Raw genomic sequence first — 12,345 nt, 5'->3', positions numbered from 1 at the left:
ACACGTATGCGGCAAGGCGGCACGCCCTGCGACGGTCACGGCCTGGCGCGGGGGTGCGCCGCGGCATAGACCTCGCGGAGCTTATCAACCGTGACCAAGGTGTACACCTGGGTGGTGGTCACCGAGGCATGGCCGAGCAGTTCCTGCACCACCCTAACGTCCGCACCGCCGTCCAGGAGGTGAGTTGCGAACGAATGTCGCAACATATGCGGCGAGACTCCGGCCAGCCCGGCCCGCTCGGCGGCGGCCTGGAGCACCTCCCAGGCCCCCTGGCGGGTGAGCCGGCCGCCCCTGGCGTTGAGGAACACCGCGGGGGTGCCCCGGCCGTGCGCGGACAGGACGGGCCTGGCGCGCACGAGATAGGCGTCCAGCGCCTTCCTCGCGTACCGCCCGAGCGGCACGATCCGGCTGCGGCCGCCCTTGCCGCGCAGCAGGACCTGCTCGGGCTCCAGGTCGTCGACGACCAGGCCGACGGCCTCGGAGATGCGGGCGCCGGTGCCGTAGAGGAGTTCCAGGAGGGCTCTGTTGCGGAGGGTGAGCGGCGCGCCGTCGGGGCCGGCGGCGGCGATCAGCCGCTCGGCCTCGTCGACGCTGATCGCCTTGGGCAGCCTGCGCAGGCCGCGCGGCGGCCGTACCTCGTGCGCCGGGTCGTGGCCGGCGACGCCCTCGCGCAGCGCGAAACGGTGCAGCCCGCGCACCGCGGAGACGGCGCGCGCCGCCGAGCCCGCGGCCAGGGCCTGGTGGGCCTCGTCGCCCTCGCACAGCGCGGCGAGGAAGGCGAGGACGTCGTCCTCGGCCACCTCGCCGAAGGTGTGCCGGCCCCGGCCGGTCAGATGGTCCACGTAGCGCCGCAGGTCGCGCCGGTAAGAGGCGAGCGTGTTCGCCGCGAGGCCGCGCTCCACCGCCAGGTGGGCGAGGTAACTCGACAGCACCGCCTCCGTCTCGCTCAGGGCGCTACCTCCTCATCACTCCGGAGCGTCGGCGGGCCGCAGCGAGGCGAACCCGTCGGCCGAAGCCGCGTATGCGGCGAGGATACCGGCCACGGCCGGAGAATTGTGGATCTCACCCGCGAGCGCCTTCTGAACCGCCTCTACCAGCGGAATCCACACCACCGGCATGTCGATCTCCTCGTGGTGGTGCTCGAAGTCCCGCTCGTCCTGCGGGATCTCGGAGACCCCGCGGGCGAGGAAGACCCGGATCCGCTCGTCGCTCATCCCCGGCGAGTTGAACAGGTCCAGCAGCGTGTGCCAGGTCTCGGCCCGGTAGGCGGCCTCCTCGGCCAGCTCCCGCTCCGCGGTCCGCACCGGCGCCTCGCCCGCCACGTCGCGCAGGCCGGCGGGCAGCTCCCACAGCAGCCGCCGGACCGGGTGGCGGTACTGCCGCAGCAGCAGCACCCGGTTCTGGTCGTCGAGGGCGAGCACCGCGACGGAGCCGGGGTGCACGACATAGTCGCGGTCGGCGACGGCGTCGCGGGGCATGCGCACCGTGTCGGTGCGCACGCCGATCACCCGCGCCTGGAACCGCTCGGCGGTGGCGAGGACCTCCCACTCCTCCGGGACGTCGGCGACCTTCACTGCCCCCTCCCCGCCTTGACGGCCACACCGCGCGAGTCGGCGAAGGCGAGGGCGGCGGCGACGAGACCCTTGAACAGCGGGTGCGGCCGGGTCGGACGGGACCGGAACTCCGGATGCGCCTGGGTGCCGATGAAGAACGGGTGCAGGTCGGCAGGCAACTCGGCGTACTCCACCAGGCGGCCGTCGGGCGAGAGGCCCGAGAACACCATGCCGGCCTTCTCCAGCCGCTCCCGGTAGGCGTTGGCCACCTCGTAGCGGTGCCGGTGGCGCTCCTCCACCCGGGCCTTGCCGTACAGCCGGCGGGCGAGCGAGCCCTCGGCGAGGTTGGCCGGGTAGAGGCCGAGGCGCATGGTGCCGCCCATGTCGCGCTCGCCGGCCACGACGTCCTCCTGGTCGGCCATCGTGGAGATCACCGCGTGCTCGACCTCGGGCAGGAACTCGGAGCTGTTGGCGTCCTCGATGCCGGCGACGCTGCGGGCCACGTCGATCACCATGCACTGCATGCCCAGGCAGATGCCGAGCAGCGGCACCTTGTTCTCCCTGGCGTGGCGCACCGCGCCGACCTTGCCCTCGATGCCGCGCACGCCGAAGCCGCCGGGCACCAGCACGCCGTCCACGCCGTCGAGCTCGCGGGCGGCGCCCTCCTCGGTCTCGCAGTCGTCGCTCTTGACCCAGCGGATGTTGACCCGCACGTCCGAGGCGAAGCCGCCCGCGCGCAGCGCCTCGGTGACGCTGAGGTAGGCGTCGGGCAGGTCGATGTACTTGCCGACCAGCGCGATCGTCACCTCCTTGGCGGGGCGGTGCACCCGCCGCAGGAGCTGCTCCCACTCCTTCCAGTCCACGTCGCGGAAGGGCAGGCCGAGCCGCCGCACGACGTAGGCGTCGAGGCCCTCGGTGTGCAGCACCTTCGGGATGTCGTAGATCGACGCCGCGTCCACCGCGCTCACCACGGCGTCCTCGTCCACGTCGCACATCAGGCTGATCTTGCGCTTGAGGCTGGTGGTGATCGGCCGGTCCGAGCGGCACACGATGGCGTCGGGCTGGATGCCGATGCTGCGCAGCGCCGCGACCGAGTGCTGCGTCGGCTTGGTCTTCAGCTCGCCGCTCGGCCCGATGTACGGCAGCAGCGACACGTGCAGGAAGAAACAGTTGTCCCGGCCCACCTCGTGCCTGACCTGGCGGACGGCCTCCAGGAACGGCAGCGACTCGATGTCGCCGACGGTGCCGCCCACCTCGGTGATCACCACGTCGACCTCGGGACCGGCCATGCTCCGGATCCGGTCCTTGATCTCGTTGGTGATGTGCGGGATCACCTGGACGGTGTCCCCGAGGTACTCCCCGCGGCGCTCCTTGGCGATCACGTTGGAGTAGACCTGGCCGGTGGTGACGTTGGCCGAGCCGTGCAGCTCGGTGTCGAGGAAGCGCTCGTAGTGGCCGACGTCGAGGTCGGTCTCGGCTCCGTCGTCGGTGACGAAGACCTCGCCGTGCTGGAACGGGTTCATCGTCCCGGGGTCGACGTTGAGGTAGGGGTCGAGCTTCTGCATCGTGACCCGCAGGCCGCGCAGTTTCAGCAGGCGCCCGAGGCTGGAGGCGGTCAGCCCCTTGCCGAGACTGGAGGCGACGCCGCCGGTGACGAACAGATGCTTGGTCTGCGTTTTTCTCGAATGGGCGGCGCTGTGCAAGAAGGGCTCCCGTGGTCGATGCGATCAGGGGCCAACCCTGAAGTGGGCGGCCTCTCGGTCCACGGGCTCTCAGATTATCAAACAACGCCCGCGAAGTGCCCTAACGGGGTCATGCCCCGAGGTTACCCGCGAAGGTGACCTAGCAGTAACTTGGTCGCTTATGTCGATCCGTGATGCCCTGCGGCGGTTCACCGGCGCTCTGATCCACCGTGGCTGGGCCGCGATCCGCGAGGCCGGGGCGGTGACGCCGCTCAGCCCGGGAGGCTACCGGTTCCGCGCGCTGGGCGAGGGGGCGTGCATCGCGTTCCCGGTGGGAGCCATCTTCGGAGAGGCATGGATCGAGATCGGCGACCACACGCTGGTCGGCGAACGGGTGTCGATCTCCGCGGGCATGGGCCCCGGCGTGGACCTCGGTCCCGGCTCCGTGGTGCGGATCGGCCGGGCGTGCTCGATCGGCCGCGGCTCGCACATCGTCGGCCACCAGTCCATCGACATCGGCGACGACGTCTTCACCGGCCCCTACGTCTACATCACCGACCAGAACCACGTCTACGACGACCCCGAGACGCCGATCGGCCGCCAGTGGCCGCGTAACAACCCGGTGGTGATCGGGCCGGGCTCCTGGCTCGGCGCGGGCGCCATCATCCTGCCCGGCACCCGGCTCGGCCGGCAGACCGTGGTCGCCGGCGGCGCCGTGGTACGCGGGGAGTTCCCCGACCACTGCGTGCTGGCCGGCGTGCCCGCGAGGGTCGTCCGCCGCTACGACGCCGCGCACGGCTGGCAGGCCCCGGATCCGGACGGCCCGCCCCCGGCCGTGTGCGCCGGCGGGCACCTGGACCTGTGAGAGGCCCCGGGTTACGGTCGCCGCATGCGGACCGCGATCTGTGCACGCTTCGGCGTCGAATTCCCGCTCTTCGCCTTCAGCCACCGCAGGGACGTGGTCGCCGCGGTCACCAACGCGGGCGGCCTGGGCGTGCTCGGCGCGGTCGGCTACTCCGCCGACCGGCTGGAGGCCGAGCTGTCCTGGATCGACGCCCAGGTGGGCGGCCGGCCGTACGGGGTGGACGTGCTGGTGCCCGGCCGGATCGACGCCGCCGCGGCCGGGCCGGGGACGCGGCTGGCGGATCTCGTCCCCGAACGGCACCGCGACTTCGTCAGCCACCTGTTCGCGAAGTACGGCGTGAGCGGGGGCGAGCCCTACGGCGGGGGGCCGGTCACGCAGCCGGCGGAGTTCGGCCACCGGATCACCGGGGAGGGCGCCACCGGCCTGGTCGAGGTAGCGCTGAAGCACCCCGTCGCGCTCGTCGCCGCCGCGCTGGGGCCGCCGCCGCCCGAGCTGGTCGCCCTGGCGCGGCGGGCGGGCGTGCCGGTCGCCGCGCTGGTCGGCACGGTCGAGCACGCGCGCAGGCAGGTCGCCGCCGGGGCGGACCTCATCGTGGCGCAGGGCGGCGAGGCGGGCGGGCACACCGGGGAGATCTCCACCATGGTGCTGGTCCCCCAGGTGGTGGACGCCGTGGACGTGCCGGTGCTGGCGGCGGGCGGGATCGCCTCCGGCCGCCAGATGGCCGCCGCGATGGCCCTGGGCGCCGAGGGCGTGTGGTGCGGGTCGGTCTGGCTGACCACGGAGGAGGCGGAGACGCCGCCGGTGGTCGTGCGCAAGCTGCTCGCCGCGACCTCGCGGGACACCACCCGGTCGCCGTGCAGGACCGGCAAGCCCGCGCGGCAGCTCACGTCGGCGTGGACCGAGGAGTGGGACGACGCCACCGAGAGCCCGGGGCCCCTTCCCATGCCGTGGCAGGCGCTGCTCGCCGAGGGGGCGATGTCGCGGATCATCCGCTCCGCGGAGTCCGGCGACGAGGGCGCCCTGCGGCTCGCCAGCCACTTCGTCGGCCAGGTCGTCGGCCAGCTCAACGAGGTGAAACCGGTCCGCCGGGTCGTCCACGAGATCATGGAGGAGTTCGCCGGCGCCGCCGAACGGCTGCGGCGCATCTCCGCCGGATGACGCGCCGGGGGCCGGATCGGGGGTAGGAAGGGCCCATGCTCGCGATGCTCACCGGGCTGGGCCTGTCCACCGCGGCGGGTCTCAACGCCTACATCCCGCTGCTCGTGGTCGGCGTCCTCGCCAACGCCTCCGACGCCGTACGGCTGCCGCCGGAGTACGCGTGGCTGTCGAACGGCTGGGTGCTGGCCGTCATCGGCGTCCTGCTGCTCGCCGAGCTGGTGCTGGACAAGCTGCCGGTGGTGGACCACGTCAACGATTTGATCCAGACGGCGGTGCGCCCGGCGGCCGGCGGCGTGGTGTTCAGCGCCACCTCTGCCGCCGCCGAGCTGGAGAACTCCAACTGGATGACCGAGCGCCCCTGGGTGGGCTGGCTGCTGGGGATCGGCCTGGCGCTCGCCGTGCATCTGATGAAGGCCGCCGCGAGGCCGGTGGTCAACGCGGGCACCGGCGGCCTGGGCGCGCCGGTGGCGAGCACGGTGGAGGACGCCGGGTCGCTCGGGCTCAGCCTGGTCGCGATCTTCCTACCGGTCCTCGTCGTGCTGATCCTCGCCGCCCTGGCCGTACTCGCCTGGCTCACCATCAGCCGAGCACGCCGCCGCCGCACCCGCGGCACCCCACTCCCCACCCACGACCCCGAAGGCTAGCCATCCCGCCCGAGGGCTCAGGTACGAAGATCCGTCCACATCCGTAGATCGCCCATCACCCGTCACCCGTCTTTAGTCCCCGGTCCCCGGTCCCCGGCCCCGGGTCGGCGGTCGCCGTTCCCCGGCCCCGGGTCGGCGGTCGGTGGGCGCCGCGCGTCGGGCGGTAAGCGGTGGGCGCCGGACGGCGGCGCCGATCCCGGTTCCAGTCGGCGGACGGCGGGCGGTGGGTGGTGGGTGATCATCCAGCGTTGGGGGGCGGGGGCGGTTATGCTCGATGGCGTCCGACTCTCCGGTGCGGAGGTGCCTGCGATCGACACCCTCATCACGATCATCTTGGTGATCTTCTTGTTCCTGCTGGTCGTCGGCGGCGTCGGGATCTATGTCGCGATCAAGCTGGGCAAGGCCGCCGCACGCAAGGCACGCACGGTCTCGACCAAGCTCGTCACCCAGGTCAACGCGATGGGGACGGGTGAGGCGGCGGAGACCGAGCGGCTGCGGGTGAGCCTGCGGCGCGAGGTCTCGACGACCCGCCAGGCCGTGGACCACGCGCTGCGTCAGGGGTGGGGCCTCGGCGACCTCCCCGCGCTGATCAAGGAGATCGAGGAGCACGCCGCGGTGCTCGACTCCCAGCTCGGCATGTACGCCCAGCACCGGCGCGCCTCCGGCTTCATCGACCACGTCACCCTGGAACGGCTGCGCGACCACTACGCCAAGCTGACCACCACCTGCGCCCGGGTCCGCGCCGACCTGCTCGACAGCCAGGTCGGGCACGCCGCGACCGGCCTGTCCGACCTGCACGACCGGACCGAGCTTGAGCTGGAGGCCCGCCGCGGCAGCGCTGTCCGCGACCCCCTGGACGAGATCGACGAGCTCTACCGGCGAACCGTAGAGCAGCCCCACCCGGTCCAGCAACCGCACCAGCAACCGCATCCGCTACAGCAGCCCCACCAGTACCGGCAACCTCACCCGCCGGAGGACCGCGCCTGACCACGGCCCGCGCCTGACCACGGCCCGCGCCTGACCACGGCCCGCGCCTGACCACGGCCCGCGCCTGACCACGGCCCGCGCCGCGCCCCTAACCACAGCGCAACCGTGGCGAGCACACCACGACCGTTGTGGGCACCCCACGACGAAGCCGGCACAGCGCAACGAAGCCGGCACAGCGCGGCCCGTGCCGGCTACCGTCGCGTAACCCCCTTGGCACCCGTCGCATGGCCCGCTGAGCCACCGGTGGGCGATCGGGGAGCCCGTGGCGGGTGATCGGGGGGCGGTCAGCCGACGCCGGCCTCGCGCATGTCGCGGACCTCGCGTTTGAGCTCCTTGATCTCGTCGCGGAGGCGGGCGGCCACCTCGAACTGGAGGTCGGCGGCGGCCTGGTGCATCTGCTCGGTGAGGGACTCGACGAGCGACTCCAGCTGGGCGCGCGGCATCTCGCCCGCGATGGTCTTGGCGTGCCTGCCCGCCTGCTTGGCGAGGCCGGGGACCGGCGCCTTGCCGCGGCTCACCCGCCGGCCGCCGCCGAGGAGCTGGTCGGTGTCGGCGTCTTCCCTGGCGAGCTGGTCGAGGATGTCGGCGATCTTCTTGCGCAGCGGCTGCGGGTCGATGCCGCGCTCCTCGTTGTACCGCACCTGCTTGGCGCGGCGGCGGCTGGTCTCGTCGATGGCCCGCTGCATGGACGGGGTGATGGTGTCCGCGTACATGTGCACCTGGCCGGAGACGTTTCTGGCGGCGCGGCCGATGGTCTGGATCAGGGAGGTCTCCGAGCGCAGGAAGCCCTCCTTGTCGGCGTCGAGGATGCTGACCAGCGAAACCTCGGGCAGGTCGAGACCCTCGCGGAGCAGGTTGATGCCGACCAGCACGTCGAACTCGCCCATCCGCAGCTCGCGCAGCAGCTCGATGCGGCGCAGCGTGTCGACCTCGCTGTGCAGGTAACGCACCCGGATGCCGAGCTCCAGCAGGTAGTCGGTGAGGTCTTCCGACATCTTCTTGGTCAGCGTGGTGACCAGGACCCGCTCGTCCTTCTCGGCGCGGTCGCGGATCTCGTACACCAGGTCGTCGATCTGCCCCTTGGTGGACTTGACGATCACCTCGGGGTCGACCAGGCCGGTGGGGCGGATGACCTGCTCCACCACCTCGCCCTTGACCCGGCCCAGCTCGTAGGAGCCGGGGGTGGCCGAGAGGTAGACCGTCTGGCCGATGCGGTCCAGGAACTCCTCCCACTTCAGCGGGCGGTTGTCGATCGCCGAGGGGAGCCGGAAGCCGTGGTCGACCAGGGTGCGCTTGCGGGAGGTGTCGCCCTCGTACATCGCGCCGATCTGCGGGACGGTCTGGTGCGACTCGTCCAGCACCAGCAGGAAGTCCTCCGGGAAGTAGTCGAGCAGCGTGTGGGGCGCGGTGCCGGGGCCGCGGCCGTCGATGTGCCGGGAGTAGTTCTCGATGCCGGAGCAGGTGCCGATCTGCCGCATCATCTCGATGTCGTAGGTGGTGCGCATGCGCAGCCGCTGGGCCTCCAGCAGCTTGCCCTGCCGGTCGAGCTCGGCGAGCCGCTCCTCAAGCTCCTGCTCGATGCCGCGGATCGCCCGCTCCATCCGCTCGGGGCCCGCGACGTAGTGCGAGGCGGGGAAGATGTAGAGCTCCTCGTCCTCCGTGATGACCTCGCCGGTGAGCGGGTGCAGGGTGGAGAGCCGCTCGATCTCGTCGCCGAACATCTCGATCCGGACGGCGAGCTCCTCGTACTGCGGGATGATCTCGATCGTGTCACCGCGGACCCGGAACGTGCCCCGGGAGAAGGCCACGTCGTTGCGCGCATACTGCATGTCGACGAGGCGGCGGAGCAGGCGGTCGCGCTCGAACTCCTGGCCGGTGCGCAGCCGGACCATCCGGTCGACGTATTCCTGCGGGGTGCCCAGGCCGTAGATGCAGGAGACGGAGGCGACCACGATCGTGTCACGCCGGGTGAGCAGCGAGTTGGTCGCCGAGTGCCGCAGCCGCTCGACCTCCTCGTTGATCGAGGAGTCCTTCTCGATGTAGGTGTCGCTCTGCGGGACGTAGGCCTCGGGCTGGTAGTAGTCGTAGTAGGAGACGAAGTATTCGACCGCGTTGTTGGGCAGCATCTCGCGCAGCTCGTTGGCGAACTGCGCGGCCAGGGTCTTGTTGGGCTGCATGACCAGCGTGGGCCGCTGCAGCCGCTCGATCAGCCAGGCCACGGACGCGGTCTTGCCGGTGCCGGTGGCGCCCAGCAGGACGTTGTCCTTCTCCCCCGCCTTGACGCGCCGCTCCAGCTCGGCGATCGCCGCCGGCTGGTCACCGGAAGGTGTCATCTCGGTGACGACCTCGAAAGGGGCCACCCTGCGCTGCAAATCTGTTACCGGCCTCACCTGACCCACTCTAGGCGGCGCCACCGACAGAACCGGCCGGACCGGAAGCCGCGCAATCGGCCGTCAAGCGGTTCGCAAGGCCGCCCCCCTTGACTATCCCTGCAGTTACACGTTTCAGCCAATAAAAGTGTACGTACAACTACGTGACGTGATATATCCACCTGTCCAGGTGAATATACGGAGGTGTGATGGATGTCTCGACCACGACAGGCGATCCTCGACCAGGCGATGGGCGTCGCCCAGAGCGTCGCCGGAGGAGGTGACCCGCGCTCGGCGGTCGGGCAGATGGTCGGCGGGCTGGTGAACCAGGCCGCCGGCCAGCTCCAGGGCGGGCAGGGCGCGGCCTTCCGCCTCGACCCGCACGACTTCGCCGCCGCCCGGGACCAGGCGGCGTCGACCGGCACCCAGATCGAGGCCCGCCCGGCCTCCCTCGCCGAGGCCGGCGAGATCCTCAACCGCAGCTTCTCCGGGCAGGGCGAGGGCGGCCGTGCCATGCACGTCATCTCGCCGGTGGTGATCCCCAGGAGCGGAGCGGTGAAGCTGGTCGTGCCGCTGGTGGTGCTCGTGGCGCTCGGCCTGGCCGGGCTGGTCGCCACCGGCCTGCCCGACGGCGCCCGGGTGCTGTTCGGCCCGCACTACTGGGCCGTGCTGCTGGTGGCCGCGGTCTTCCTGTGGTGGCGCCGCAGCGTGGTGATGGTGCCGGAGGGCTGCCGCGCGCTGATCACGAAGTTCGGCAAGCTGGTGGAGATCGCCGAACCGGGCCGGGTGACGCTGTTCAACCCGTGGAAACGGGTCAGCTACATCGTCAACACGACCCGCGAGTACCCCTTCAACGCGCCGATCAGCGAGGCCCCCACCCAGCAGGGCGTCAAGGCGAGCGTCGACCTCTTCCTGCAGTTCCGGATCGAGGACCCGGCGGAGTTCATCTTCGTGCTCGGCTCGGTCGGCGGCTTCCAGGCCAAGCTGCAGAACGCGATCAGCGAGGTCACCCGCAGCCTGATCTACGCCCAGCGCGCCGAGGACATCTACGACCTGGTGGGCGAGAACACGCACGGCATGCTGGAGAACCTCAACCAGCAGTTCCTGCCGGCCGTACGCCTCACCGACGTCAACATCACGCACGCCGAGCCCTCCAGCCAGGAGTACCGGATGGACCTGGCGGCGCCGGAGATGGTGCGGGTCGCCAAGGAGGCCTACACCTACGAGTACGAGCTCCAGCTGCGCAAGGAGCAGAACGAGGGCGACCTGGCCAAGGAACTGGCCGGGCTGCACGAGACGCTGTCCGCGATCCACGCCGAGATCGCCGGTTACCAGGCGCAGATGGACACCGCCCTGGAGCGGGAGTCCCACAAGGCCAAGGCGCAGGCCCGGCAGCGGCTGGTGGAGGCGGAGAGCACGGCGAACGCCAACGCGGCCCTGCTGGAGGCCCAGGCGCTGGACATCAGGGCGCTGTCGGCCGCCGGGGCGCCGGAGATCCTCGACTACCGGTTCCAGACCGACCTGCTGGACAAGCTGGAGTCGGTCGCCGCGCGGCTGCCGCGCGTCGTCCAGGTCGGCGACGGCGGGGCCGGCGGGGACATCGACTTCCTGGCCCTGGCCCAGCAGCTCATCGGCGGCCGCGGCGCCGCGCTGTTCTCCGCCGAGGACATGGCGGCGATCCGGTCCAGGATGGGCGAGATCCGCGACCGGGTCGCGGCGCGGGAGACCGAGATCGCCGCCCTGCTCGCCGCACCCGACCAAGGCTCCGCCGTACGGCCGAGCGCACCGGTCCCGCCGCACCCGGCGGGTGCCGGGGAGGAGGTCCGATGAACCGCGAGTTCTCCAAGATCAAGGATTCCCTGGCCTCCTGGTCCGAGATCCGCCAGTTGCTCCGCGGCGGCGAGCAGGGCCAGCTCGTCCCCGTGGTGATCCCCAAGGACCGGCGCGGCCTGGCGTGGACGTCGCTGCTCTTCCTGGCCCTCTACCTGGCCGGCACCGGGATCTTCGCCGGCGGAGCCCTCGCGCTGTTCGCCTGGCTGGGCGCGGCGGTCTCCCTCGCCGCCGGGCTGGTCTGGGTGTGGCGGCGCTCGATCATCGAGATCGAGCAGGGCACCACGGGCGTGCGGAGCAGGTGGGGGGCGATCACCGGCACGCTGGAGCCGGGCCGGCACTACCTGTGGCTGCCGTGGGACCGGGTGGACGCGGTGGTGGACACCTCGACCGAGATCCCCTACACGGCGCCCATCTCGGCCTGCCCGACGGCCGAGAACGTCCCGCTGAAGGCGATCGAGTTCTTCCTGAAGTTCCGCATCGTCGACCCGGTGGCGTTCGTCCGGACGATCGGCGCGGGCAACTTCGACCTGGTGCTGTCCAGCGCCGTGCAGGACGCGATCCGCCAGCGCAGCCGCAAGGTGCACACCGAGCGCGCCTACGACCTGCGCGGCTCTGATGTGGGCGACATGCAGGACGCGCTGAACCGCCAGCTCGGCAGGTACGGCGTCCGGGTCACCGGCGCGAACATCCCCGACGTGCAGTTGCCCGACACCTACCAGCAGCACCTCGCCACCCGGGAGAAGGTCGCCAAGGAGCTGTCGGCCTACGAGCGGGAGTGGGAGCTGACCAGGAAGCGCAGGATCGACACGCTGCTGATGGAGATCGAGCGGGCGAAGAAGACCCGCGACGCCCGGATCGTCGAGGTCAAGGCGGCCCACAACACCGCGCGCAAGGACGTGGCGCGGATGCTGGAGGAGCACGAGACCGAGGCGCAGCGGGTGCGCTGGGAGATCGAGGCCAGGGGCCGCGCCGAGCTGACCTCCGCTGAGAACGAGGCCAAGGCCCTGCGCCGGCTGGCGGACTCCTACCGCGACAATCGCGCGGTGCTCCAGTACGAGCTGGCGCGCCGCAGGCTCGACGTGGGCGCCAAGCTCACCGAGAGCGCGCCGCAGCCGATCGTGGTCAGGACGGCACAGGGGGCCGGGGACTCCTCGGCGCTGTCCACGCTGCTGCTCGCGCAACTCCTGCCCGGGATCACGGGCGGGAACGGGCGGGTCAAGCCGCCCGTTGAACCCAACTGACAACCCACCTCAC

At 71.5% G+C, this 12,345-nt stretch carries 10 protein-coding genes; 6 read left to right on the top strand and 4 right to left on the bottom strand.

The annotated features are described in order from the left end of the window. Positions 1-35: 35 nt before the first annotated feature. Genes QSK26_RS36425 through pyrG form a run of 3 tightly spaced genes read right to left on the bottom strand, consistent with a single transcriptional unit; the run spans position 36 to position 3,256 of the window. Entirely contained in the window at positions 36-932 is an 897-nt protein-coding gene (locus QSK26_RS36425) for a site-specific tyrosine recombinase XerD (RefSeq protein ID WP_285779893.1), read from the bottom strand. Positions 933-965: 33 nt separating this feature from the next. Next, complete coding sequence (locus QSK26_RS36420) at positions 966-1,574, bottom strand: NUDIX domain-containing protein (protein ID WP_285779892.1); 609 nt, start codon at positions 1,572-1,574, stop codon at positions 966-968. After that, complete coding sequence (pyrG, locus tag QSK26_RS36415) at positions 1,571-3,256, bottom strand: CTP synthase (protein ID WP_285779891.1); 1,686 nt, start codon at positions 3,254-3,256, stop codon at positions 1,571-1,573. The genes QSK26_RS36420 and pyrG overlap by 4 nt, the downstream gene beginning before the upstream one ends. Positions 3,257-3,416: 160 nt before the next feature. Between pyrG and QSK26_RS36410 the strand changes: the two genes are divergently transcribed. The 4 genes from QSK26_RS36410 to QSK26_RS36395 all read left to right on the top strand — a co-directional run bounded on the left by QSK26_RS36410 (position 3,417) and on the right by QSK26_RS36395 (position 6,889). Then, the gene (locus QSK26_RS36410) at positions 3,417-4,100 is read left to right on the top strand and encodes an acyltransferase (protein ID WP_285779890.1); all 684 of its coding nucleotides are present in this window, start codon (positions 3,417-3,419) and stop codon (positions 4,098-4,100) included. A gap of 24 nt (positions 4,101-4,124) precedes the next feature. Beyond that, the gene (locus QSK26_RS36405) at positions 4,125-5,258 is read left to right on the top strand and encodes an NAD(P)H-dependent flavin oxidoreductase (protein WP_285779889.1); all 1,134 of its coding nucleotides are present in this window, start codon (positions 4,125-4,127) and stop codon (positions 5,256-5,258) included. Between the two features lie 35 nt (positions 5,259-5,293). Next, the gene (locus QSK26_RS36400) at positions 5,294-5,902 is read left to right on the top strand and encodes a DUF4126 domain-containing protein (RefSeq protein WP_285779888.1); all 609 of its coding nucleotides are present in this window, start codon (positions 5,294-5,296) and stop codon (positions 5,900-5,902) included. Between the two features lie 336 nt (positions 5,903-6,238). Further along, a complete protein-coding gene (locus QSK26_RS36395; protein WP_285779887.1) occupies positions 6,239-6,889 on the top strand; it encodes a hypothetical protein in 651 nt (216 codons plus the stop codon). Between the two features lie 284 nt (positions 6,890-7,173). Here QSK26_RS36395 and uvrB read toward each other — a convergent pair whose 3' ends face one another. Beyond that, positions 7,174-9,279: an excinuclease ABC subunit UvrB gene (gene uvrB / locus QSK26_RS36390; protein ID WP_285779886.1), complete on the bottom strand. Its 2,106-nt coding sequence runs from the start codon at positions 9,277-9,279 to the stop codon at positions 7,174-7,176. Between the two features lie 192 nt (positions 9,280-9,471). Between uvrB and QSK26_RS36385 the strand changes: the two genes are divergently transcribed. Together QSK26_RS36385 and QSK26_RS36380 are read left to right on the top strand one after the other, a co-directional pair. Further along, positions 9,472-11,088: an SPFH domain-containing protein gene (locus QSK26_RS36385; protein ID WP_285779885.1), complete on the top strand. Its 1,617-nt coding sequence runs from the start codon at positions 9,472-9,474 to the stop codon at positions 11,086-11,088. Continuing rightward, positions 11,085-12,332 (top strand): SPFH domain-containing protein, encoded by a 1,248-nt coding sequence (locus QSK26_RS36380; RefSeq protein WP_285779884.1) that lies wholly within the window; start codon positions 11,085-11,087, stop codon positions 12,330-12,332. The genes QSK26_RS36385 and QSK26_RS36380 overlap by 4 nt, the downstream gene beginning before the upstream one ends. Positions 12,333-12,345: the final 13 nt, after the last annotated feature.

This window comes from Microtetraspora sp. NBRC 13810, from assembly GCF_030268685.1.
GTDB lineage: Bacteria > Actinomycetota > Actinomycetes > Streptosporangiales > Streptosporangiaceae > BSRQ01.
This window is presented reverse-complemented; position numbering and strand designations above follow the sequence as displayed.